At 49.8% G+C, this 25,942-nt stretch carries 20 protein-coding genes; 19 read left to right on the forward strand and 1 reads right to left on the reverse strand.

All coding sequences use genetic code 11. The features are described from left to right. The first annotated feature begins 110 nt into the window (after positions 1-110). The gene (locus MH144_RS25870) at positions 111-302 is read left to right on the forward strand and encodes a hypothetical protein (RefSeq protein WP_095362005.1); all 192 of its coding nucleotides are present in this window, start codon (positions 111-113) and stop codon (positions 300-302) included. 171 nt (positions 303-473) lie between these two features. Further along, positions 474-1,484, forward strand: a complete 1,011-nt coding sequence (locus MH144_RS25875) for a sialidase family protein (RefSeq protein WP_239305155.1) — start codon at positions 474-476, stop codon at positions 1,482-1,484. A 47-nt stretch (positions 1,485-1,531) separates the two neighbouring features. Here MH144_RS25875 and MH144_RS25880 read toward each other — a convergent pair whose 3' ends face one another. Next, positions 1,532-2,392 (reverse strand): helix-turn-helix domain-containing protein, encoded by an 861-nt coding sequence (locus MH144_RS25880; protein ID WP_239305156.1) that lies wholly within the window; start codon positions 2,390-2,392, stop codon positions 1,532-1,534. A gap of 138 nt (positions 2,393-2,530) precedes the next feature. Between MH144_RS25880 and MH144_RS25885 the strand changes: the two genes are divergently transcribed. From MH144_RS25885 to MH144_RS25965, 17 genes are all read left to right on the forward strand, one after another. Then, positions 2,531-3,265, forward strand: coding sequence for a copper homeostasis protein CutC (locus tag MH144_RS25885; RefSeq protein WP_239305157.1), 735 nt, complete (start codon positions 2,531-2,533; stop codon positions 3,263-3,265). Continuing rightward, positions 3,262-4,722 carry an alpha-L-fucosidase gene (locus MH144_RS25890; RefSeq protein ID WP_239305158.1) on the forward strand — a complete coding sequence of 487 codons (1,461 nt, stop codon included), beginning with the start codon at positions 3,262-3,264 and terminating at the stop codon, positions 4,720-4,722. Before MH144_RS25885 ends, MH144_RS25890 begins: the two co-directional genes overlap by 4 nt. 1 nt (position 4,723) lies before the next feature. Next, positions 4,724-6,481 (forward strand): glycoside hydrolase family 35 protein, encoded by a 1,758-nt coding sequence (locus tag MH144_RS25895; protein WP_239305159.1) that lies wholly within the window; start codon positions 4,724-4,726, stop codon positions 6,479-6,481. A 106-nt stretch (positions 6,482-6,587) separates the two neighbouring features. Then, entirely contained in the window at positions 6,588-7,454 is an 867-nt protein-coding gene (locus MH144_RS25900; protein ID WP_239305160.1) for a sugar phosphate isomerase/epimerase family protein, read from the forward strand. Positions 7,455-7,711: 257 nt separating this feature from the next. Continuing rightward, positions 7,712-8,770 (forward strand): Gfo/Idh/MocA family protein, encoded by a 1,059-nt coding sequence (locus tag MH144_RS25905; protein ID WP_239305161.1) that lies wholly within the window; start codon positions 7,712-7,714, stop codon positions 8,768-8,770. Positions 8,771-8,994: 224 nt separating this feature from the next. Then, a complete protein-coding gene (locus tag MH144_RS25910) occupies positions 8,995-10,407 on the forward strand; it encodes an alpha-L-fucosidase (protein WP_239305162.1) in 1,413 nt (470 codons plus the stop codon). Between the two features lie 313 nt (positions 10,408-10,720). Further along, a complete protein-coding gene (locus tag MH144_RS25915; RefSeq protein ID WP_095293097.1) occupies positions 10,721-11,698 on the forward strand; it encodes an ABC transporter permease in 978 nt (325 codons plus the stop codon). 15 nt (positions 11,699-11,713) lie between these two features. Continuing rightward, on the forward strand, positions 11,714-12,622 hold the full coding sequence (locus MH144_RS25920) for a carbohydrate ABC transporter permease (protein ID WP_095293099.1): 909 nt from the start codon (positions 11,714-11,716) through the stop codon (positions 12,620-12,622). A gap of 128 nt (positions 12,623-12,750) precedes the next feature. Continuing rightward, a complete protein-coding gene (locus MH144_RS25925) occupies positions 12,751-14,388 on the forward strand; it encodes a type 2 periplasmic-binding domain-containing protein (RefSeq protein WP_239305163.1) in 1,638 nt (545 codons plus the stop codon). 171 nt (positions 14,389-14,559) lie between these two features. Beyond that, positions 14,560-16,773 carry a helix-turn-helix domain-containing protein gene (locus MH144_RS25930; RefSeq protein WP_239305164.1) on the forward strand — a complete coding sequence of 738 codons (2,214 nt, stop codon included), beginning with the start codon at positions 14,560-14,562 and terminating at the stop codon, positions 16,771-16,773. A 55-nt stretch (positions 16,774-16,828) separates the two neighbouring features. Beyond that, a complete protein-coding gene (locus tag MH144_RS25935; protein WP_239305165.1) occupies positions 16,829-19,141 on the forward strand; it encodes a glycoside hydrolase family 3 N-terminal domain-containing protein in 2,313 nt (770 codons plus the stop codon). Next, positions 19,138-22,236 (forward strand): alpha-mannosidase, encoded by a 3,099-nt coding sequence (locus MH144_RS25940; protein WP_239305166.1) that lies wholly within the window; start codon positions 19,138-19,140, stop codon positions 22,234-22,236. The genes MH144_RS25935 and MH144_RS25940 overlap by 4 nt, the downstream gene beginning before the upstream one ends. Positions 22,237-22,458: 222 nt before the next feature. Next, positions 22,459-23,334, forward strand: a complete 876-nt coding sequence (locus MH144_RS25945; protein WP_239305167.1) for a sugar phosphate isomerase/epimerase family protein — start codon at positions 22,459-22,461, stop codon at positions 23,332-23,334. 12 nt (positions 23,335-23,346) lie between these two features. Then, positions 23,347-24,219 (forward strand): sugar phosphate isomerase/epimerase family protein, encoded by an 873-nt coding sequence (locus MH144_RS25950; protein WP_239305168.1) that lies wholly within the window; start codon positions 23,347-23,349, stop codon positions 24,217-24,219. Positions 24,220-24,444: 225 nt separating this feature from the next. Continuing rightward, positions 24,445-24,681 carry a DNA-binding protein gene (locus tag MH144_RS25955; protein WP_095293111.1) on the forward strand — a complete coding sequence of 79 codons (237 nt, stop codon included), beginning with the start codon at positions 24,445-24,447 and terminating at the stop codon, positions 24,679-24,681. A 78-nt stretch (positions 24,682-24,759) separates the two neighbouring features. After that, positions 24,760-25,320, forward strand: coding sequence for a hypothetical protein (locus MH144_RS25960; RefSeq protein ID WP_239305169.1), 561 nt, complete (start codon positions 24,760-24,762; stop codon positions 25,318-25,320). A gap of 130 nt (positions 25,321-25,450) precedes the next feature. Continuing rightward, complete coding sequence (locus tag MH144_RS25965; protein WP_239305170.1) at positions 25,451-25,879, forward strand: VOC family protein; 429 nt, start codon at positions 25,451-25,453, stop codon at positions 25,877-25,879. Positions 25,880-25,942: the final 63 nt, after the last annotated feature.

The raw sequence follows: 25,942 nt of genomic DNA on the forward strand, positions 1-25,942 counted from the left end.
GGCATACAGGCATCCAGTGATGGGCATGTTGTCACTGGACAAGCTGACTGTTATGATGTTGTTAGGAGATCCTGGAATTCTGAACAATCTGGTCAGGAGTGTTGCGAAGGATGAGAAGGTATAATTTTTGGAGTCCAATCCTGCTGATTGCAGTGGCGCTGATTGTACGAAGCCTGGTAACCAACCTGGGTATGCTGTTCGGCATGTCGCAGGAATCAGCAAGTAGTATCGCCATGATTGCCATGGTGATTGCCGCACTTATTATGTTTAATCGAATGACGAAGGCTCGTCGCAAAAAATAAAAAAAGCCAGGATGACCGAAAAGGAAATCAAGGCAAGATAGACACCCTCCGGGGTGTCTTTTTTTTGTGTTGACGAGCTGAACCTAACGTTTTAGACTAGACCTAAATCATAATAACGATAGTTAAATAACAAAAATAACAAAATGTGATCATCCAAAGGAGAATCCATTGATGAAGATCATTGCCGACAAGCAGTATGTCTTTCATGAAGGTCAGCCTTTTCAGAGCAGTCATGCTTCCACCATTGCTGTTTCACCGGATGGAGTGGTACTTGCCGCTTGGTTTGCGGGCAGTCATGAGAAGGCAAGTGATGTCGCAATCTGGGTGGCAAGGCAGGAAGATGGGTCATGGTCTGCTCCGCGCAAAGTTGCAGATGAAGAAGGCATTGCTCACTGGAACCCTGTGCTGTTCGTACTGGGTGATTCGCTTATGTTGTTTTACAAGGTAGGGCACGAGATTACGGATTGGCATACCCGCATCATTCGCTCGGAGGACGGTGGGCATGCGTGGAGCGCGCCCCAAGAACTGGTGCCTGGAGATCGGGGTGGTCGCGGCCCGGTCCGCAATAAGCCTATTCAACTGGAGGATGGGACGATTTTGGCTCCAGCTTCCATTGAACGACCTGACTCTGAGGTCCCAGGCCACCAGATCTGGGAGTCGTTTGTCGATATATCGACAGATCAGGGGAGCACATGGACGAAGAGTGCTGATGTACCGATGGATCTGTCCACTTATGTTGGGACAGAGCACTGGTTTGCCAAAGGGCTGATCCAGCCCACATTGTGGTCTTCCGGCGAGAAGCGTGTGCATATGCTGCTGCGCAGCACCGAGGGGGTTATTTATCGCAGTGATTCGGATGATGGTGGATGGAGCTGGTGTGAGGCTTACCAGACAGAGCTGCCAAATAACAATAGCGGAATTGATGCCACGTTGATGGAGGACGGCTTGCTTGCACTTGTCTACAATCCGGTCAGCGGGTATGCAACGGATAGCCCGCGAACGCCTTTGGTTGTTGCTTTTTCAGTCGATAATGGCCGAACTTGGGGTGATGAATTCATATTGGAGAACGAACCGGGGGAATATTCCTATCCAGCCATCATGTCCAACGGGAAGGATCTGTATGTCACTTATACATGGAAAAGGGATCGGATTGCCTTTTGGAAACTGACCGTTAATCGATAGCCAGGAATAAGGACCGCAAATGCGCAAGTGATGCGCTTTGTCGGTCCTTATGTCATGGGGCGTGGACGGAACTGGTTCGGTGAGAGTCCGGTACCCCGTCTGAATTGCCTGGAGAAGTGGCTGACGGAGTGATAGCCGAGTTCATCCGCGATATCCTCAATGGTCTTATTGGTGCTGACGAGCAGTTGTTTTGCATGGTTAAGCTTCTTCTCCGTGACATATTGCCGAGGGGAGATGCCGTATATTTCTTTGAATATTTTGGTGCACTGGCTGCGACTAAGGTTCAGCTCTTCGGCCATCTGTGTGATGGAGCCTTCACTCGAAATGATGTTCTGCAGCTGCTCTTCGATGCGATGTGCAGTATCAGCCTTATGCATGGTAGCCTCCGGTATGACGTCCGGGCTAGCTTCAACTTCTCCGGATTGCAGCAGGATGAGCTCCTGAATAATCAGGAGGATGTAGGCTTGCAGTGCCATTTTCTGAACCGAGGTCAGGGTGATTCTGGTCTCAGGGCCATTCGGAACTGACAGGGAAGTCGAGGAAAGACTGTACTGCATCTCCCGTTCAATCTTGGCTACATAGGCAGGCAGTTCAGTGGTAGCTGCCTTGCTGTGGGGAATGAGACGATATTCACGCTGGCTCAGCGTTCTTCGCATCTCGGAATCGTGGGTATGGGCGTTCTCCATCTGATGTCTGGCGCCTGCCCGGATGAATAACCAGTCTCCTGGACCAAGCAGAATTTCATCCGCACCGATCTGCAGTCTGCCTTCTCCACATTGGCAGTACAGAACTTCATATAAATGATGATGGTGCTTGGGATAGACCCAGCCGGGTGATTTCCTGCCAAAATGACATCCTGTAACCTGCAGTGTGCTCGTCATATTGGGAAAGATCACATCCGTATCCATGGAATCACCGCCTTGAACTTGTTGTCACAGATTATACCATTCGGCAAGTAGGCACAAAAGGTCAAAAAGCCGGACGCTTTGTGAATGGTGAGAAGCCTCGAAGACTTATATATTGGAAGGAGCGAAGGGAGTCATCAGATGAAGAGACAGCCCATACTGGAAGTGATTGCGGTAGATGCAGCAGACGCCAGGGCAGCCGAGCAGGGTGGAGCAGATCGAATTGAACTGGTCTCTGCCATGTCTGAAGGAGGCCTTACCCCCAGCGTTGGCATTATCGAGCAAGTGGTGTCCCAAGTTTCCATTCCGGTATATGTCATGATTCGTCCGCATAGCCGCTCGTTCTGCTATAGCGCCGGGGACATCCGTGTCATGACCCAGGAGGTGCGCATAGCTAGAGAACTTGGAGCATCCGGCATTGTAGTCGGTGCCTTGTCAGAAGGCGGAGAAGTTGATCTTGCAGCCATGGAGTCATGTTTATCCGAAGCACAGGGACTTGGTGTTACGTTTCACCGGGCTATGGATGTGAGCTCAAGTCTGACAGGAACACTCCATTCCATCAGCACGTTGGGACAGGTAGAGCGTGTACTGACATCTGGAGGAAAACAGACAGCACCAGAAGCCATGCTTCAATTAAAACAACTTCATGAACTCGGGCAGGCATTGGGTGTAACGGTAATGGCAGGCTCAGGGGTGACCTTGAACAGGATTAGGGATTTGGTAAGGCAAACGGGTATCACCGAAATACATATGGGTTCAGGTGTCCGATATGGAGGCAGTTTCCACAAGCCCATTCATCCGCAAATGGTTGAAGAAGCCAAACAACATCTGTTAAGTGCATTCCAATCCAAGAATGACGGGAGTGATACACGATGAGTCATGGACTGCAAGCAGGCGATTGGGTCAAGGCTGCAGCACAAGTCAGTCCTTCCAAGCGGCAGCTGGAGTGGCAGGAGATGGAGTTCTACGCCTTTATTCATTTTACGGTGAATACATTCACGGATCACGAATGGGGGACTGGCGAAGAAAGCCCGGCAATCTTCAATCCTTCGGAACTGAGTGCAATGCAGTGGGTAGAGACGTGTAAGGCAGCGGGGATGAAGGGATTGATCCTGACGTGCAAGCATCATGACGGGTTTTGTTTGTGGCCAAGTCAGTTTACGGGACATACCGTCGCAGCCAGTCCGTGGAGAAGCGGCACAGGTGATCTGGTAAAAGAAGTGGCCGATGCCTGCCGTGAGGGTGGATTGAAGTTCGGGGTGTATCTGTCCCCTTGGGATCGCCATGAGGCATCATACGGAGATTCAGAGAGGTATAACGAGTTTTTCCTCCATCAGCTACGCGAGCTGCTCACCAATTATGGCGATATCTTCTGTGTGTGGTTTGACGGAGCATGCGGAGAAGGTCCGAATGGCAAAAGGCAGGTCTACGACTGGGACGCATATTATGCGCTTATTCGGGAACTCCAGCCGGAAGCTGTGATCTCGGTATGTGGCCCGGATGTCCGCTGGTGCGGTAACGAGGCTGGTCACACACGGGATTCGGAATGGAGTGTTGTGCCAGCGCATATGCAGGATAATGAAAAGATTCAGGAGCAATCCCAGCAGGTTGATGATGGGGAGTTTGCTAGAAGGGTCAATACACAGGACAGTGATTTGGGAAGCAGAGAGGTCATCCGTGACCTAGGTGACGAGCTGATCTGGTACCCTGCCGAGGTGAATACATCCATTCGTCCAGGGTGGTTCTATCATGCAAGCGAGGATACTCAGGTTAAAACGCTAGAAGAGCTGATTACCGTTTACTACGGCGCAGTAGGGGGCAACGCCAGTTTTCTGCTCAACCTGCCGCCGGATAAGCGTGGCCTTATTCATGAACGGGATGTGGAACGGCTGCAGGAGTTGGGAGATGTCCTGCGTACCACTTTTCAGGAAGACCTGGCATTACATGCAAAGGCTGAAGCATCGGAGACGATGGATGAGCAACATGAAGTCTCGCAAGTGCTGAATGAACAGCGGGATACGTATTGGTGTCCGCGCGAAGGAACGGAGCAAGCTTGGATAGAGGTTGATTTGCTGACGGAAACAGCGTTTGACCGGATCGTGCTGATGGAACATATCCAGATAGGTCAACGGATTGAGCGTTTTACACTGGAGGTTAGCAGGCCAGACGGTACCTGGGATGAGATATATACCGGAACGATTGTAGGGTACAAACGAATTTGTCGATTTCCGAGAGTCACATCGAGAAGGGTTCGACTAACCATTCATCAATCCAGGTGGTACCCTACGTTGTCCAGGCTGGGTGTGTATCTGAGCGAGTGGGGAGAGGTGTAGCATGGCGGTTCTGACTTATCAAGGTTCACAATTCATGTATGATAACAAACCTGTTCAAATTTTGTCAGGAGCCATCCATTATTTCAGGGTAGTCCCCGAATATTGGGAAGATCGGCTATTGAAGCTGAAGGCTTGCGGATTTAATACCGTGGAGACATACGTGCCGTGGAATTTTCATGAACCACAGCCGGGACAGTATCGTTTTGAAGGCATGGCGGATCTGGAACGTTTTATTCAAATTGCAGGAGATTTGGGTTTGTATGTCATTGTCCGTCCGAGTCCTTATATATGTGCCGAATGGGAATTCGGAGGGTTGCCTTCCTGGCTGCTGGCTGATGATGCCATACGTCTTCGATGTAATGATGAGCAGTTTCTGGCGAATGTGGACCGTTATTATGATGTGCTTTTGCCCAAATTGCAACCGCTCCTCAGCACCCAAGGCGGACCAATCATCGCGATGCAGATCGAAAACGAATACGGCAGCTTTGGAAATGATGCGGATTATCTGAGTTATTTGCGTGATGGCATGGTGCGGCGTGGTATCGACGTACTGCTCTTTACGTCCGACGGACCGACAGACCACATGCTGCAGGCTGGATCAGTGCCAGGGCACCTGGCTACGGTCAATTTCGGCTCAGGGACGCAAGGGGCTTTTGCCAAGCTGCGCAGATACCAAGGCGAAGAACCATTGATGTGCATGGAATACTGGAACGGTTGGTTTGATCATTGGGGAGAGTCACATCACACTCGTGATGCAGAGGATGTAGCTGGTGTATTCGAGGAGATGCTGCGGGAAGGTGCTTCAGTTAACTTTTATATGTTCCATGGCGGAACAAACTTCGGATTCTACAACGGGGCCAATTGTCAGCAAAAAAATCAATACGAGCCTACCATTACAAGTTATGATTACGACTCTCTGCTCAGCGAATCAGGGGAGCCGACAGCAAAATTTCATGCAGTACGTAATCTTATTGCCCGGTACAGCGGCCGCGATATGGGAGAGCTTGTACTGCCTGAATCAAAGGGAACCTTTGCCTACGGGCAAGTGAAGTTGACGGAACAGGCTGAACTGCTGAGACAGGTAGACCGAATCTCGGTCCCGGTTCAGCGAACCAATCCGGAACCGATGGAGAAGCTCGGTCAGGATTATGGATTTATTTTGTACCAAACCCGAATTTCCGGGCCCAGAGAGCGACAGGAGCTGGTGGTTCAAGAGGTGCATGACCGTGCGTTAGTGTTTGTGGATGGTCAATTTCAGGGCGTGCTGGAACGCGGGAACGATGCTTTGTCGGTGTCCTTTGAAGTGCCTGAAGAGGGTGCGGACATTTCGATTCTTGTTGAAAACATGGGGCGAATCAACTATGGACCTTACCTGAGAGATCCGAAGGGTATTACAGAGGGAGTGCGCCATGGCTTTCAATTTCTATTCGATTGGACGATTTATTGTCTGCCGCTGACGGATCTGTCTGAATTGCAATTCGGCGAACGATCTTCTGATATTGAGGGTCCGTCATTTTACCGGGGAAACTTTCAAGTAAACGAAGCGCAAGATACCTTTCTGCGTCTGGATCATTGGACCAAAGGCGTCGTTTATGTAAACGGCTTCAATCTGGGGCGATATTGGGATAAGGGGCCGCAAAAAACCTTGTACGTCCCTGCGCCGCTGCTGCGCCAAGGTGTAAATGAAATCATCGTGTTTGAGCTGCATAAGACGAACGATCAGGCAGTAACTTTTGTAAATAAGGCAGATTTGGGCTAGGAAAAGGAAAAAAGTATAGCAAACGATTATTGGGAATTGTCGTGCCATCCGGAAAAAGGTATACGTTGGGTATGGACATCGACTACAAGAGAGGATGAGGTGAAGTATGAAAGTTGGACTTAGTACCTACAGTCTGCAACAGGCACTTGATCGCAAGGAATTGACTGTGCCGGGTGCCATCCGATTTATTGCCGAGCAGGGCGGCGAGCATGTGGAGATTGTACCGATGGGATTCAGTCTGATCGACAATCCAGAGTTGATTGATGAAATTAAACATACGGCAGAAGAAGTCGGAATCGATATTTCCAATTATGCGATTGGCGCAAACTTCGCTGTACAGGAGGACGCCGATGCGCTGGAGCAAGAGATACAGAATGTGATGCGGCATGTGGATGTGGCTGCTGCGCTGGGTGTTAAGCTTATGCGTCATGATGTAGCTTTTCGTCCAGCTGAAGAAGGGACTGTAGCGCAGTTTGAGAAGGATCTGCCGGTACTGGTGGAGGCCTGTCAGCGAATTGCCGACTATGCAGCCGGTTTCGGAATTACAACGAGTGTGGAGAATCACGGATACTATGTGCAGTCCAGCGAGCGAATTCAGCGTTTGCTGCATGAAACGGCACGGGAAAATTTCAAGACCACGCTGGATGTTGGCAATTTCCTCTGTGTAGATGAAGATCCAGTGAGTGCTGTGAAAAATAACATTCCATACGCGTCGATTGTGCACGCCAAGGACTTCTACTGGAGATCTTCGTACCGCAATCCCGGTGAAGGATGGTTCCAAACCTCGCACGGCAATTACCTGCGCGGTGCTATTGTAGGCCATGGCGATATCGACATGCCTGAGGTGTTTCGTGTATTGAAGCAATCCGGGTATAACGGATATATTTCGGTTGAATTCGAGGGTATGGAAAATTGCAAAACCGCTTCACGCATAGCGATGGATAACGTTCGCCGCCTATGGGAAGAGGCATAGAGCGGAGTACTTGTTTTAAATGAAAAGTATGAATAGTTACGTATGGATCTAACGGAAAGTCAGTTCAGTTAGGAAAAGTAGTGGAGGGGGCGAAATCGATTCTGAAGAAGCGTAGCGTGCGCCTTTATCACCGGATTTCCCCTTTGCAAAAAGGGAATTGAAGAAATCTGGGGATAAGAGCGATCGGAAGAACGATTCGTAACCGTAACGTCTACTCCGCTGGACGTCAATTATTTATTTATGGAGGGATCAGCACAATGTCCAAATTGAAAGTCGCCGTCATCGGTGCCGGATCAATATCCGATTGCCACCTGCAAGCCTATGCCAGTAACCCAGACGTTGAAATTTACGCCATATGCGACCTGAATGAAGCACGTGCCGCAGAGATGGCGAAAAAATATGATGCAACTCATGTATTTACCGACTACAAGGAACTGCTGGCCTTGCCCGAGATTCATTCCGTCAGCATCTGTACATGGAATGATTCACACGCAGAGATCAGCATTGCCGCACTGGATGCGGGCAAAAACGTGCTGTGTGAGAAGCCGCTATGCCAAACCGTAGAAGATGCACTCGAAGTAGAGAAAGCCGTTCATCGCAGCGGCAAGCTGCTGCAGGTCGGTTTTGTGCGCCGCTATAGCGACAATGCACAGATTCTGAAGAAGTTCATCGATGCGGGTGAACTGGGCGAGATCTATTATGCCAAAGCGTCCAGCTTGCGTCGCCTCGGTAACCCGGGCGGCTGGTTCTCGGATATCAATCGATCCGGCGGCGGTCCACTGATTGATATTGGTGTTCATGTCATCGATATTTGCTGGTACCTGATGGGCAGACCGAAGGTGAAATCCGTTTCTGCCAACGTGTCCAATCGACTCGGCAATCGCGCACATATCAAAAATCTGTCCTTTTACAAAGCCGCAGACTATGACGCTGAACAGAATACTGTCGAGGACATGGCGAATGCCCTGATTCGTTTCGAAAATGGGGCAAGTCTGCTCGTGGATGTCAGCTTCACGCTTCATGCGAAAGCAGATGAAACCTCGGTCAAACTATATGGCGACAAGGGCGGTGCCGAACTGGAGCCGGAAATCTCGATCATTGGCGAGAAATTCAACACCATTTTGAATATGACCCCACAGGTGGATTTCAAATCCTTCGATTTTATGGGCTCGTTCCGAAATGAAATCAACCATTTTATCGACAGCACACAGGGCCGCAAGGAAACACTTAGTCCGGTACAGGACGGCGTTGAAGTGATGAAAATGCTCTGCGCCATCTACGAGTCTGCACGCGAGGGACGCGAAATTTCACTGTAATGATGCCCTTATTGTGTTGAACTGAACGTTTAAGCCAAAACGGAGATTGCAGAACCAATCTGAAGAAGCGTAGCGTGCGCCTTTATCCCCGGATTTTTACCGATTATAGATTGAATTTAAAGAAATCCGGGGATAACAGCGATCGGAAGATGGTTCTGTAATCGGAGTGCCAGGGCTTAACCTGTGTAGTTTATCTTATATCTAATCCAAAGGAGATGAACGGGATGAGCGAAACCAAAGACGTGGTGCTGGAACAGGAAGAACAGGTTGTCGAAGCCGGGGTACACAATTTTAGCAAAGAGGAAGAATGGGTCAAACCGGAAGATCCGCTGCTGCTTGAGCGGCTGGAGTGGTTCAAGGACCAGAAGTTGGGGCTGATGATGCACTGGGGTCCCTATTCCCAGCTTGGGCTCGTGGAGTCCTGGGCACTGAGTGATGAGGACGGCGATTGGTCGCGTGATGACATCGACTGGACGGACGACATGGAGCATTTCAAGCGGGAATATTTCGATCTGAACAGAACCTTCAATCCGATTCGCTTCCAACCCGAAGAATGGGCACAGATGGCAGCAGACAATGGCTTTAAATACTTCCTGTTCACGACGAAGCACCACGACGGTTTCTGCATGTGGGACACCCATACGACCGATTATCGGATCACAGGCAAGGATACCCCGTTCCATACCCATAAATATGCGGACATCTGTAGAGCACTGTTTGACGCATTCCGGGCCAAAGGGCTGGGGATCTCGGCGTATTTCTCCAAAGCGGACTGGCATACCCCATATTACTGGGCACCGGGCATGGAGCGTGGAAGTCACATGTGGCGCGGGCCATCGTACGATCCCCACAAGTATCCGTGGCTGTGGGAGAAATTCGTGGAGTTCACACATGAGCAGATCATGGAGCTGCTGACGAATTACGGGCGGATTGAATGCCTGTGGCTGGATGCCGGTTGGGTGCGAGAGGGTCGCCACGGCCAGGATATCAGGCTCGGGGAAGTTGTGGAGCGGGCACGTCAGACAACACAGCCATGGCTTCTGTCAGCAGACCGCACGGTGGGTGGACCGTACGAGAATATTGTTACCCCAGAGCAGACCATCCCGGAACATCCGATGAATATCCCTTGGGAGAGCTGCATTACGGTGGGTAATTCCTTCGCCTTTGGTTTCGATGACCAGTATAAATCGGGAAGACAGCTGGCGCATATTTTGCTGGAAGTGGTGTCCAAGGGCGGCAACCTGGCGCTGAATGTTGGACCGCAGCCGGATGGTCGCCTTCCCAAAGGGGCAGTGAGGGGCATCAAGGCACTTGGTGAATGGCTCAATACCCACGGAGAAGGGATCTATGGAACCCGGATCTGCGGACCTTATTTTACGAAGGATTGGGCCTTCACACAGAAGCAAGAGATCAACACGGTGTACGCCTTCCGTTTATACAGAAACGAGAACGAAGCAGTAGAATCACAAGTCATCATCCCTTATTTGGAGAAAGTAGAGCGAGTCGAACTCGTTGGCACCAATGACGTAATTTCGTATCAGCAGACGGAGAATGGACTTGTTGTTGATCTGCCACCATCTGCTGTTTCTGGGGCAACACCGATCACGCATACGTTCAAATTGTTAACAAGCGGATAGACGGCATGTGAATTCCGGGGGAGCAATCAGGGCCTCCGGGATTTTTGTATTCAAGCATACGGAGGTGGGATTCCTGATAATAAAGGCGCATCAATGCTTGTGCCGCAAGGGTTTATGGAATATGGAGAGGTGGGAGAAAATTACGAATTGATCAAAAAACATGGTTCCATGTACTATCGAATTAAGAAAGCGCTACCTGATACTATTACTAACACGGTCGGCGCCAAAACATCAATTCGATCGAAAAACAGGATGTTTAAGAGAAGTAAATGTAATGTATTATTACACTTGAGGTGTAGAAGGAGTGACGCAAATGAGTCGAGCTACGGAAAGCATACCCGCCAACCTGGAACTCCAGCAAAGGAATCATGTGGAGCCCAAAAGGCAGCATCCATTCATCAAAAGCCTCAAGAAGCATTGGGAGCTCTATCTGCTCGTTCTGCCTCCCGTGTTGTATCTGTTGATCTTCAAGTACATCCCGATGGTTGGAGTCCAGATCGCCTTTAAGGATTTTAGTGTAGTCAAAGGAATCTGGGGAAGTCCTTGGGTTGGATTCAAACACTTCGAAGCATTCTTCGAATCCCCCAACTTCTGGCTCCTGATCAAAAATACGATCGGCATCAGCTTCTATTCCCTGATCGCCGGGTTCCCCATTCCGATCCTGCTTGCGCTGGCGCTGAATGAGATCCGAACGGGTTACTTTAAGAAGACCGTCCAGATGGTCACCTACGCTCCGCATTTTATCTCCACGGTTGTGATGGTATCCATTATTATTCTGATGCTGTCCCCGCATGTGGGCGTGGTAGACAAGCTGTTCACACTGCTCGGCTTCCCGATGACCAACTTCATGGGCATTCCGGAATACTTCAAATCGATCTATGTCTGGTCCGGTGTGTGGCAGGGCATGGGATATTCATCCATCATATACATCGCAGCTCTTGCTGGTGTTGATCCATCACTGTATGAGGCAGCGAAGATGGACGGCGCTTCAAGGCTTCGGAAAATTTGGCATATCGACCTTCCAACACTCGTTCCGGTCACCGTTATCATGCTGATTCTGAGTTTGGGCAGCATTATGGGTGTCGGCTTTGAAAAAATATATCTGATGCAGAATCCGCTCAACACAAGCGCATCGGAGGTCATCTCCACGTATGTGTACAAGGTTGGTCTGATCGGTGCAAATTTCAGCTTCTCCTCGGCAGTAGGGTTGTTCAACTCCATTATCAATCTGATCCTGCTGATCATCGTCAACGGCATTTCCCGCAAAGTATCCCAGAACAGCTTGTGGTAAAGGAGGAGCTCATCCATGTTCAACCTGTTTAATCGTAATCGCATCAAGGATCCGCTCGGTGACCGCATCTTCATGACACTCAACTATATCTTTCTGTTCGCCATACTGTTAACGGTATTTTACCCCCTCTTATATATCATCAGTTCTTCATTCAGCTCTTCAAGAGCTGTTACATCCGGTCAGGTGTGGCTGTTTCCGGTGGACTTTAACATCAAGGCATACATCTCCATTTTCAAAAGCCAGCAGCTCATGCTCGGTTTCTACAACACGATCATCTACACCGTGGTCGGCACATTCATTAACGTGGCACTGACCGTCATGCTGGCTTATCCCTTGTCACGCAAGTCGTTCTATGGACGAGGGGCCATTATCATTTTCATGATGATTACGATGTTCTTCGATGGCGGTTTGATTCCTACCTACCTCCTGATGAAAGACCTGCACCTGCTCGATACACGCTGGGCGATGTGGCTGCCAGGAGCGCTCGCAGTGTTCCAGGTCATCGTGGCGAGAACCTTCTTCCAATCTTCCATCCCGGAAGAACTCGGAGAGGCGGCGGAAATGGATGGCTGCCGGGATATCCGGTATTTGATCAGTGTCGTTCTTCCGTTGTCGAAGCCCATTCTGGCTGTCATGACCCTCATGTATGCCGTAGGTCACTGGAATGCGTATTTTGATGCCCTGATCTATCTGCGTTCCGAAAAGTTGTTCCCGCTACAATACGTGCTGCGCAATCTGCTCATCCTGAATGCGGCTGATCCGGCGATGCTCGCCAATACCAGTCAACAGATGCGGGATCAGGGCTTCGAGCAGGTATTGAAATATGCACTTATCGTTGTCGCAAGTATTCCAATTTTGATCATGTATCCGTTTGTACAGAAGCATTTTGTCAAAGGGGTCATGGTTGGTTCCCTCAAGGGATAATTCATAGAAATGATGCCCGGCTGGCCTCTTGAAAGGAGGTGGCAGGAACACGCCGGCTTCCGGGATCGGTTTTATACGAGTGCATTAAACGAGTTGTATGCCGTTTTGAACAAAAAGGAGGAGTCAGATTGAGAAAATCTTGGATTTCGATGTTGTTTCTGGTCTTTGCTTCGATGGCTTTGTTGTCCGCATGCGGTTCATCCGAAGAATCGGGTGCAGGTAGCGACGGTAGCGGCGAGAGCGGTGGCCCTGTAACGATGACTTTCTTTGCCCCGCAAGGCAAAGCGTCCATGGAAGAGAATGAGTTCACCCAATTTATCGAAGACAAGTTCGACGTTACCCTGAAATGGGATCTGGCCCCGACAGATGCATTACAGGACCGCAGACAATTGCTGCTCGCCAGTGGTGATTATCCCGAAGTGTTCCTTCACGGCAAGTTCACCACCTCAGATCTTCAGAACTATGGAAAACAAGGCGTGTTCCTTCCGCTGCAGGATCTGATTCAGGAATATGGTCCGAATCTGACCAAGATCATGGAAGAGAAGCCATATTTCAAAGAAGCCATTACCGCTCCGGATGGCAACATCTATGCCCTGCCGATCTTCAATGAATGTTATCACTGTACGTATGCACAGAAGTACTGGATCAACACGGAATGGCTCGATAACCTGGGTCTGAAAATGCCAACAACGACGGATGAACTGTACACAGTGCTGAAGGCGTTCAAAGAGCAGGACCCCAATGGTAACGGCAAGGCTGATGAGATTCCTCTCACTGGCGCACCGAACAAGTACGTATGGAATGGCAACATTGATGCCTACCTGATGAACAGCTTTATCTACAACGATAACGACAAATACCTGATCGTGAACGATGGCAAGGTTGATTTTGCAGCAAACAAGGATGAGTGGAAAAAAGGGCTGGAGTATATGAACAAGCTTTATGCGGAAGGCCTGATTGACCCGGCTTCCTTCACGCAAAATGACCAGGCCATCGGACAGCTGGGAAATAAGGAAGGCGACGAAGTGGTCGGCTCCATTACGACAGCACTGGTCAGCTATCTCGTGAACACCTATGACAAAGATATTACACGTCACCAGCATTGGGAGATCGTTCCTCCATTGAAAGGACCGGATGGCGTACAGACAACAGGTGCTACACAAAGCGTAGGCGAATTTGAGTTTGCCATCACGAACAAAGCAACAGAAGCACAGCAGATTGCGGCAATCAAAATTGTGGATTACATGTTCAGTGAAGAAGGTGCCTTGTACGCGGAATATGGCCCGACGGAAGGCAAGGGATGGAAGAAGGCTGATGCAGATGAGAAAAACATCAATGGTGAGCCTGCCAAGTACAGCTACTATAACCTGCCTGAACGTGATCCGAACGTTGTCGTTAACGAAAGCTGGTCGCAGATCGGAGCACATGACTTGTCCAATACGTTCCGTAACCTGTTTGCCGAAGGTCAAAATCCATTAGAGGCAGAAGGCTACGGTACAAGGCTGGCTCAAGCGACCAATGTGTATGAGCCATATGCACCAAAAGAAGTATATCCGGCAAATGTATTTATTCGTCCGGAGGATACCGAATCGGCTGCACAACTTACCACAGCCATCAAGGATTATGTGCAGACCAATATGGCGCAGTTCATTATCGGCAGCAAAAGCATCGATAAGGAATGGGATTCATATGTCAAAGGCTTCGATGGACTGGGACTCAGCAATTACCTTGAGATCTACCAGCGTGCAATTGAGAAGGATCAATAATAATTGAGGAATTCAAGATCGAGACTGTCCCGAAGTCACCAATGACCGGGACAGTTTTATCCTTTGACAACCCCACTTCCTCCGATATAATACGGATTATTTATAAATAGTTAACGACCAGAGCGAGTGGTTGTCGTCACACGTATAAACAGTGGTGGGGGGACCTTGGGGATGAACAACAATTGGTTTAGACGTTTGCTGCTTTCGTATCTGCCTGTGTTTTTTATTGTGACTACGATTCTATTTATTATCTTCTTCCAGATTTTCAATGAACAGAACCGCAAGGAAGCGCTCAAGGCCAATGAATTTCTGGCTTCACAAGTGACGCAGTATTTGGATAATTCCCTGCGCTCGATAGACTTCAAGGTGCTGCGCGAGATTTTGACCAATCCGAATCTGAAAAATTATTACGCGGTAACCGGAAGTGATGATGTCTATGCCGGTATTCAGGCAGTTCAGGTTATCGACGAATTGAAAATAGAATATCCACTGATCGACTCCATTTATATGGTCCGCTACAGGGATGACAAGGTATTCAGCAATGGCAAACCCGTGCCCATCGAGGAATTCCCGGATGCGGCATTTATAGAAGACAGCCGGGCTGCAGAAACGCAGAAATGGGTCGGCGGAAGAACCTTCAGGGCCTTTCCCACAGAGGAAGGGAAACAGGTCATTACACTAATCCGTGGAGTTGGCAATGGGAGTGGCCTGATTGTTGTGAATGTCGATCTGCAGACGCTGCAGAAGTCCATTATGCAGATGTATGATCCGGAGTTTACCTTCGTCAACATATTCAACCGGTCGGGTGGCAATCTGTGGGACAGCGGAGTGACAGAGGAGCATGCAGCCAAAGCCTCTTCCGGCGAAGTTTTCTCCGAGTTTACTTCAAGTTATAGCGGTTGGAAGGTTCAAACGGGACTGAACAACGGCAAAGTCGTCAAATTTGCCCTGAAATTCTACAATATCTGGTTTGTGTTTGCCGTGGCTGTTGTTCTGATTGGTGTGGTGTGGGTGATCTATGTAACTCGCAGGAATTACAAGCCGATTCAGCAGATCGTCACGTTAATCGAGACGGTTGCTTCACAGAAACAGCCAGGCATAGGCCATTCCAAGGAGAACGAATTCCGATTTATCCAGGCCACGCTGGAACAAATGATTGACCAGACGAAGCAGTATCAGGAGGAGTATGAAGAGAATCTGATTTTGAAGAAGAAATACTTCTTTCAGGAACTGCTGGAGGGAACGAAGGAGTTTACCGCCGATGAACTCTCTGCTGAGATGAACAGGTTTAGCCTGCCGCAATTGGATGACAGATGGACCGTAATGGTTGTTGAGATCGACCGCTATTCCCGCTTTATTGAAGAATATCATGTGCAGGACCAGTCCCTTCTAAAATTTGTATTGTCCAGCATTCTGCAGGAGAGCGCCCGTAAGGAAGATACGGAAGTATGGGCTGAGTGGATCTCGGACCATCGCCTGTATGCCATCTTATGGTTGCCGGACACACCGCAGCCGGAAGAGAGTGAACGCAGGCTGTTGGAAGGCTATCTGGGCCAGGTCGAGCAGTATCTGAACTTTACGGTAACCATTGGAATTGGGCGGGTGGCTGTCGATCTGCGTGGCCTAAGAGCCTCTTTCAAGGAAGCTGTCCATGCGCTCGATTACAAAGCGGTGCTGGGTGTGAACCGGATTATTCCGTATGGTGATGTACCAGGCTCAACCAATGATGTGTATGAGTTCTTGAAGACCATATCGCTGTTGGTGCAGGCCATGCGGCTGTCTGATGACGATTGGGATAAGCATTTTGACAGACTGTTTGAGCAGATTCATGCCTCGATGCTATCCCGTCAGGAAATCATGAACACGATCCAGTTGCTATTCCAGCATGTGAACCGTGAATTTGCAGAGCTGCCTCGTGAGTACCACGAGCTGTGGGCAGAGGTCATGGGTCATCTGCTTCGGAATTTGGAGGATTGGGAAACAGCCGAAGATCTGCAGGAATTGTGCAAGGATGGCTTCCAAAAACTTGCCGGACAGATGCAGGCACTGCGCTGTTCCAAAAAACACCGGACGCATATTCTGGAGATTCGCAAGTATATCGAAGAGAACTATAACAATCCTGATCTGTCTTTGAATTATTTGAGTGACTTGTTCGATATTAATCCGAAATATTTAAGTAAGCTTTTCAAGGATGAGATTGGTGAGAAATTTGTGGATTTGCTGATCAGTCAGCGAATAGAGAAGGCCAAGCAGTTGATGCAGGAGACGGATAAGGCCATTCAGGAGATCAGCGAGGAAGTCGGATACACGAATTACAACTCATTCAACCGCGCCTTCAAAAATGTGGTAGGTGTCGCACCGAGTGATTACCGAAAAGCAATATGATCTCAAGTGGAACACAACCAGCAAGCCAAGCCAAATGCATAAGGAGAATGTGCACATGGATTATAGAGATGCTTCGTTACCGATCCCCGAGCGGGTACAAAATTTGCTTGAACAGATGACTACGGAAGAGAAAATCGGTCAGCTGATCCAGCCGATGGGCTGGAAGACATACCGGAAAGAGTCGGATGGCACCGTACAAGTGACGGAGGAATTCAAGGAGAATATCGCGCAAGGTGGCGTTGGTTCACTATACGGCGTGCTTCGTGCCGATCCGTGGACCGAGGTAACACTGGAAACTGGGCTGACCCCGGGCCAGGGAGCGGCTGCCACCAATGAAATTCAGCGCTATGCGATTGAAAACTCGCGTCTGGGCATTCCCATTTTGTTCGGGGAAGAATGTTCGCATGGCCATATGGCGATCGGGGCAACCGTATTTCCGGTGCCGCTGGCCGTAGGAAGCATGTGGAATACGGAATTGTACCGCAAGATGTGTGAGGCCATTGCGGTCGAGACTCGCAGCCAGGGCGGAGCAGCAACCTATTCGCCTGTGCTGGATGTGGTACGGGACCCGAGATGGGGACGGACCGAGGAGTGTTTTGCCGAAGACCCGTATCTGATTGGTGAGTTTGCTGTGGAAGCGATCAGGGGATTACAGGGAGACCGTCTCGATTCGGACCGGACCATTATGGCAACGCTGAAGCATTTTGCGGGATATGGAAGCTCGGAAGGAGGGCGTAATGCAGCTCCCGTGCATATGGGTCTGCGCGAGCTGCACGAGGTAGACCTGCTGCCTTTCAAAAAGGCAGTGGAAGCCGGTGCCTGTTCTGTAATGACAGCGTACAACGAGATTGATGGTGTACCGTGCACTTCCAGCACGTATCTGTTGAATGATCTCCTGCGTGAGCAGTGGGGCTTTGAGGGGTTTGTCATCACCGACTTTGGTGCCATTCAGATGCTGGTTGGCGGACACAACACAGCGGAGAACGGGGAGCAGGCTGTAGCTCAGTCTCTTCAAGCGGGTGTGGATATGGAGATGTCCGGATTCATGTATCGTAAACATCTGGCGAAGGCACTGGAGCAAGGATTGATCCATCATCAGGATCTGGATACGGCGGTATGGCGGATTCTGGAGATAAAGTTTAGATTGGGTCTGTTTGAGCAGCCTTATGTCGACCCGGAATTTGCGGAGCGAGTGATTGGTTGCGAAGAGCATGTGGAGCTGGCAAGGAAGGCAGCCCAGGAAGGGATTGTTTTGCTCAAAAATAAGGAGAATCTCCTTCCACTCAGCAAGACGAATTCGAAGATCGCTGTACTGGGTCCGAATGCCAATCATACGTATAACCAGCTGGGAGACTACACCTCTCCACAACCAAGTGGGCAGATTGTTACGGTGCTGGAAGGTATACGCCGCAAGGTTGGTGCTCAGGCGGATCAAATCCTGTACGCGCCTGGCTGCCGGATCAAAGGTGATTCCAGGGAGGGCTTTGCGCAAGCACTCGCTTGTGCTGAACAGGCCGACGTCATTGTGATGGTTATGGGTGGATCAAGCGCCCGCGACTTCGGAGAAGGCACGATTGACCTGCGGACGGGTGCATCGGTTGTAACGGATAATCCATGGAATGATATGGAGTGTGGTGAAGGTATTGACCGTTCATCACTGAATCTGATGGGTGTGCAGCTGGAATTGGTGCAGGAGGTATATAAGCTGGGCAAACCCGTGGTTGTCGTATATATCAACGGGCGACCTATTGCAGAACCTTGGATCGACGAGCATGTGCATGCCATTTTGGAGGCCTGGTACCCGGGACAGGAGGGCGGCAATGCGGTTGCAGACATTCTGTTTGGAGACGTGAATCCGTCCGGGCGTCTGACGATCTCCATTCCCAAACATGTCGGACAACTTCCCGTCGTTTACAATGCCAGACGTACGCGGGGGAAGAGATATTTGGAGATGGATCTGGAGCCGCAATATCCGTTTGGGTTCGGGCTTAGTTATACTGCGTTTCAATATGACCATGTGAGAGTCGTGCCTGAAATGATCGAGCCGAATGGCAAGGCTGAGGTTCAGGTGGAGGTCACGAATACAGGTACGGTAGCCGGAGCTGAGGTAGTGCAATTTTATATAACAGACGAAGCTGCTTCCGTCACTCGGCCGGAAATGTCACTTAAGGGATTTCGCAAGATCCATCTGGAGCCAGGACAGACCCGAACCGTTACTTTTGCCGTGAATGCAGAGCACCTGGAGCTCATGGACTCCCGACATCAGTGGGTGGTTGAGCCAGGCAAATTCCGTCTGATGGTTGGCAGCAGCTCTAAGGAATGGAAGGCATGTGATTTACAAGTGCAAAGTGAGGTGGGGCCGGTATGATTCGGATCAGCCGATTTATAGAGGATATGTCACAGCACCAGTGGTTAGCGAAGGTGGAGCTGCCCGAATGGCACATGCAGAGGGCCAGATATATACGGCCAGGAGAATACCGGATGGAGCAGGAAGAAGCCTCTGTTCAATCTGTGAATCCCCTTCACAGCACACACGGAACGACTTATTTTATGAGCAAGCTCATTGAAATCCCTAGCGATTGGGAGGATCAAGCTATTGCTTTGACATTTGAAGCGGGTGGTGAAGGATTACTGAAGGTGAACGGCAAGCCGTATCACGGACTGGATCGCAATCATTGGCTGGTCCCGCTTCCCCGAAGCCGGGTTGGGGCATCACCTCTGCTGGAGATTGAGCTGTATGATCCCATTCCGGAGCCCCACGATCCACTGAACCGCCAAGCGGTCATACAACCGCCGATTCGAGGAATAAGTACAGCCCTCGTACATATCAATCGTCCGCTGCAAAGCCTCATGTATAGCGTAACGGTGCTTGCAGAATCGCTAAAGGCATTGCCTGAAAAAGATCTGAAGCGTATTCGGCTGGTTCGTGTCATTCACCAAGTGATGGATGAGATGTACAACGAGCCGAAGCGGTGGGTTGAGCCAGCGTGGGTGCAGCACTTCGAACAATCGCTTGCACAGTCCGTGCAGGAGCAGGACCCGGAAGAACAACGGGATGGATTCATGCATCTTGTGGGACAGTCGCATATTGATATCGCATGGCTCTGGCCTGTACGGGAAACCGTGCGCAAGTCCAGCCGTACCTTCTCCACGATGTGTACCTTAATGGACGAGCATTCGGGGTTCGTGTATTCACAGAGCCAGCCTCAGCTATACGCCTTCGTGAAGGAGCATTATCCAGAACTCTACGAACGGATCAAGACTCGCATTGCCGAGGGTCGATGGGAGCTCGTCGGTGGCATGTGGGTGGAGCCGGATTTGAATATCCCGAGCGGCGAGTCCCTGGTGAGACAGATTTTGTACGGACAGAATTTCTACCAGAAGGAGTTTGGCAAGCGCTCAAGCATTGAATGGCTGCCGGATACTTTCGGCTACTGTGCGTCCTTGCCGCAAATACTTCGGCTTGCGGATGTTCCTTATTTCATGACCACCAAGCTCAACTGGAATGACACCAATGTGTTTCCTTACGACCTGTTCGACTGGGTAGGTATCGATGGTACCTCAGTGCTGGCGTATCTCAATCACGGGGTGAATGAGCATACCCGTCCCAAGGATGTGGATGAACACTGGCAATCCTATAAACAGAAGGATCTGCATCCGGAGCAAATGCTGCTCTATGGACATGGAGACGGTGGGGGCGGGGTTACGCATGAGATGGTCGAATTCGCGGAGCGTTCCCAGTTCATGGTGGGCCAGCCAATCAGCGCATTCAGCACGGCTCAGGCTTTTTTCGAAGGAATCTCAACCAATAATCCGACGCTGCCGAAATGGCATGGCGACTTGTATCTGGAACTCCATCGTGGAACATATACGACCCATGCGCGAAATAAACGGAGCAATCGCAAGGCTGAGGTGCTCTATCGGGATGCAGAAATCTGGGGACAGTTTGCAGGGACTGAAGCAGAGCAGGTCAAGAGCAACCTGGACGAGGGATGGAAACTGATGATGCTTAATCAGTTCCATGATATTATCCCTGGCACATCCATTCCGGAAGCTTACGTTACGTCTGCGGAAGAGTACACGAGGGTGTTTGAACTGGGCACCTCAGCTCTGAACAATTCTCTCGGCAACCTTGCAGAGCGCATTGCAACCGATGGATTCGAAGGCATACCATATGTCATATTTAACAGTTTGGGCTGGGAGCGCGGAGAAGTGGTGACCCTTAGCGGGGGTGCTGAACTCAGCGGCATGGCAGCGTTTGACCAGAACGGTAATCGGATGGATTGTGATCTGGTGGAAAAGGAAGACGTACTGACCCTGTCTGTCGTTATCCCATCCATCCCTGCGTTTGGTTATACGACGATATGGCTTCGCCCAGACAAGCATTTTGCTCCGGCTGCATTGACGGAGGACTCTTTTCCTTCCATTTGGGAGACCCCATTTTATATGGTTGAATTCAACGAGATCGGCGAGATCACAAGATGGTACGACAAATCTGTGGGTCGGGAGTGGTTGAAGCCAGGCGACAAGGCCAATGAGCTGCAATTTTTCCACGACAAGCCAACTTATTGGGATGCATGGGACATTGATCCGAGGTTCGAATCTCAGCCTGCAGGCAAGGTACAGCTAATCTCGAAGGAGATTGTACAGCGGGGTGCAACCAAAAATGTACTGCGGTTTCGCTGGAAGTTGAATGAATCTGACATCAGCCAGGATATTGTATTTTATCGTCATCAGCGCCGGGTGGATTTCCAGACAAAAGTCAGCTGGAATGAGAGTCATAAGCTGCTCAAGGTAGCATTTCCGGTAGATCTGGTGGCTGCGAAAGCAACGTATGAAATCCCGTTTGGTGCGCTGGAACGGCCGACACATAACAACACCAGCTGGGAACAGGCACAGTTTGAGGTCTGCGGGCATCGCTGGGCGGATGTCTCCGAGGGCAATAGCGGAGTAAGCCTGCTGAATGATTGCAAATATGGATACGACATCAAGGATCGGACAATTCGCCTGTCTCTGCTGCGTGCTCCGAAGTGGCCGGATGAACATGCCGATCAGGGCGAACATGAATTTACGTATTCATTATTGCCCCATCAGGGAGATTGGAGGGAGGCAGGTGTCGTCAGGCAGGCGATGGAGTTGAATCATCCGGTCCAGGCCGTTGCAGCAGGCCGGCATGCAGGCATTCTACCTGCAGAGCATGCCTGGATTGAGTATCAGAGCAAGCATGTCATCCTGGATACGGTTAAGCCCTCGGAAGATGGTACAGGAACGATACTTCGTTTCTATGAATCGTCAGGTGGCCGGGAAACGGTACAGGCCCAGTGGAATGACCAGAACGTGGAGGCATCGATCGTCAATCTGCTGGAGGATAAGATCGGTCCATTGGCTTCTCAGAAGGGCGTATTCGAGCTGACATTTAAACCTTATGAGATCAAATCCGTGAAACTTAGTCCTGTTGATTAAGGATTAGCCGGGCATAGCCTGGACAGCTTGGAACCTACACGGCAAATGACGTAAAAGGATATAAAAAGGTGCTGGATTGATATGTGACGGCGACTCATACTTTAGTTATGATGAGGAAGAGTCAATGAAGATTTGCTTCTCTATCATTGACGTTCATATCATCTGATTATCGGCTCAGACAGTATCCTGTTTTGAAAATACCAATTCACGGGAGGACATGACATGACATTAACGAACAAGATCGGTGTAATCGTGGATAGCTTCGGCGTAGGTGTGCGTGAAGGGTTGAAAAAGGCCAAGGATGTGGGTGCTGAAGGTGTACAAATCTATGCGGTCAAGGGAGAGATGGATCCGGAAAATCTGTCTCCCGAGGCACGTAAGGAGCTAAAAAGCTATATTGATTCCCTAGGCCTTGAAATATCAGCCTTGGTCGGTGACCTGGGTGGTCACGGATTCCAGGTGAAGGAAGATAACCTATGGAAAGTTGAGAAGTCCAAGCGAATCGTTGATCTCGCACTTGATCTGGGTACCAATATTGTCACGACCCATATTGGCATTGTCCCACATGACCCTGCCTCGGAGGTATATGCTACGCTGCACGCAGCATGCGAGGAGCTGGGTCAGTATGCGAAAAGTGCAGGGGCGTACTTTGCGATTGAGACAGGACCGGAGACAGCAGCTGATTTGAAAGGATTTCTCGATACCCTCTCAACGAATGGGGTTTCAGTCAATTTTGACCCGGCTAACATGGTGATGGTGACGGGGGATGACCCGGTTCAGGGAGCGCGGCTGCTGAAAGACTACATCGTACATACCCATGTGAAGGACGGCGTACGACTGAAGGAAGTTGACCCAAGGGATGTATACGGTGCAGTGGGCTATGCGCCGATGGATCATGAGAAAATTGCCGAAATGGTATCCTCAGGAACGTTTTTCCGAGAGGTGCCACTCGGAGAAGGCGGAGTGGATTTTAACAGCTATTTCGCTGCCCTTCAGGAGATTGGTTATACAGGGTACCTGACGATTGAGCGCGAAGTCGGCGATCAGCCTGAACAGGATATCCGCAAGGCAGTTGAATTTATCAAACAATACCGGTAGGGAGCTGAGAAGATGAAAGTGGGCCTGAGTACGTATAGCTTGTTGAACGATTTGAAGTCAGGCGAAATGACGGTTCTGGACGTGATCGACTGGATAGCGGCAAATGGCGGCGAGCATATGGAAATGGTCCCGTACGGCTACACGGTGGAAGATAACCCGGAGCTGGCTGATGCAATACGGGAGCGTGCCGCTTCCGTAGGCATTGAACTGTCCAATTATTCGATGCCAGCCAATTTTGTACAGGAGACGGAAGAGGCTTTTGAGGAAGAAATGGCCCGGGTCAAAAGGCATGTTGATGTTGTGCACCGAATGGGTGTCAAACATATGCGCCATGACGTGACGGCCTTTACCTTGCCGAAAGAAAACATGACCATTGCCTGGTTTGAGCAGCATCTGCCGCTCATGGTTCGGGGAAGCCAGATTATCGCGGACTATGCCGCACAGTTCGGCATTACAACGACGATTGAGAACCATGGGTTCAGTGTGCAGGCGAGCGATCGTGTGCAACGAGTGCTGCAGGCTGTGGACCGCCCCAATTTTAAAACGACGTTGGATATCGGCAACTTCATGTGTGTGGATGAGAACCCTATAATTGGTGTCATGAAGAATTTGCCTTACGCCTCCCTGGTTCATTTCAAGGACTTTTATTTCCGTCCATATGATGAACATCCGGGTGGTGGGGATTGGTTCACTACAACTCATGGTAATTTTCTGCGCGGAGCCATTGTGGGGCATGGAGATATCCCGATCCGGAAAATCGTGAAGCTGATCAAGGATTTTGGTTACGACGGCAACATCACGGTGGAATTCGAAGGCATGGAAGAGTGCAAGTCCGCATCCCGAATCGCAATGGACAACCTGCGCCGATTTTGGGAAGAGGCATAAGGCAATCATTCGGTTTTATATTTCGGGGCCACTTTATATTAAAGTGGCTTTTTTGGCTCTTTTTCACGATTGTATTCGTGCAATCCGGTTTGCAAGTGTTCTCACGGTAAAGCTAACATATATTGGTTTTGTGCAAGGATCAAGTGACGAGGATCACAAGTGTGGTATACTGAATCTATTCAGCCTGGAAATATACTGGCTATGGATAGGAGAGATCACTGATCTATGCAGGTATTTGAGGACTGGAATCAGAAAGTGAAGAAGACATTTAACGCCACCAACCCCGAGGTTGTATTGACCGTTTCTGAAGCAGGCACGTTGCTTGGTTTATCAAAAGACCAAATGAAACTGTACGTAGACAAAAACAAGTTAACCAAGGTGCCCATTATGCGAAGCGTACATCGGTATTTGCTGCTGGAGAGCGAGATTGCCGACATCGTCAAGAAGAACAAATCCATATAGTCCTTACATCAGCCATCTTACCGACATGAGTTCGGGAGGTGGTTGTTTTTGTTTATATACAAGAAAAGGAGGATAAACATGCTGAACCTGCTATCCAAATGGTTGTACAAATGGGTGAATTGGAAATGGGTTTTAATCGCGATCCTGATTTTTGCCGGTTTTATTGCATTCATTTTGCCGTGGCAAGCAGAACAGTCCGAGAAAGCAACGGGCGGAGGGGCATCACCGGATTCGTCTTTCTTGTATTCTGCCGATGATCTGTACCAAATGGCCGAACAGTACGGAGAAACAGGCCGGCGTGCTTATGTAGAGGCGCGATTCACCTTTGATCTCCTCTGGCCTCTGGCCTATCTGTTTCTGCTGGTGATGCTTATATCCATGCTCTATCGCGTGCTCCCTGTAGAGAGCCACTGGCGCAAAATTAACCTGCTTCCTGTTGGGGGCTGGGCTATGGATATGCTTGAAAATATAGGCGCTTCCGTTACGATGCTTCGTTATCCTGGACGTACACCCGTGATAGCCGAAATAACGCCGATCTTCACCCTCTTGAAATGGTGTCTGATCTATGCCAGCTTCGCGGTACTCGTACCGGGAATATTGATTGTGTTGATGCATTATATCAGGAGAGTCCAGGGATAAGATCTGACCGGAAAGGGTATTGCTTTAAAGAGGAAATACCTGCTTGTCAAAGGACAACCTGTCCTATATACTCATGTCGCAAGCGGCAGGAATGGTTGTCAAAACATGAGCTTAAGGAGATGAAGAACGCATGGCGATTAGTTTGAATGTATATCTTGTAACAGATGGAAACGGTAAGGAAGCAGTCGCGTTCTACAAAGAGGTTTTTAACGCAGAGGTGTTAGCGATTCAGACATTCGGTGAAGGTCCGTCAAGTCCGGATCATCCGATTCCGCCAGAAGCCAAGGATCGCATCATGCATGCTTCTCTACAGATCGGGGGTTCTGTGCTCATGTTGTCGGATACATTCCCGGGCATGCCTCATATCGTTGGTAACAACATTAGTGTTACTGTGAATACGGATACCCCAGATGAAGCCAAGCAAATTTTCAACAGACTCGAAGATGGTGGAGAGGTAAAAATGCCAATCCAGGAGACATTCTGGAGCCCGGCATACGGCATGGTTACGGACAAGTACGGCGTTCAGTTCCAAATTAGCTGTACACCCGGCCAAGCATAACCATTTGTCTTCGCTCTATTCATAAAAAAAGCAAAGACCTCCACTGCCTGATTTTATCACGCG

Source organism: Paenibacillus sp. ACRRY (assembly GCF_022346995.1).
In the GTDB taxonomy this organism is placed as follows: Bacteria; Bacillota; Bacilli; order Paenibacillales; family Paenibacillaceae; genus Paenibacillus.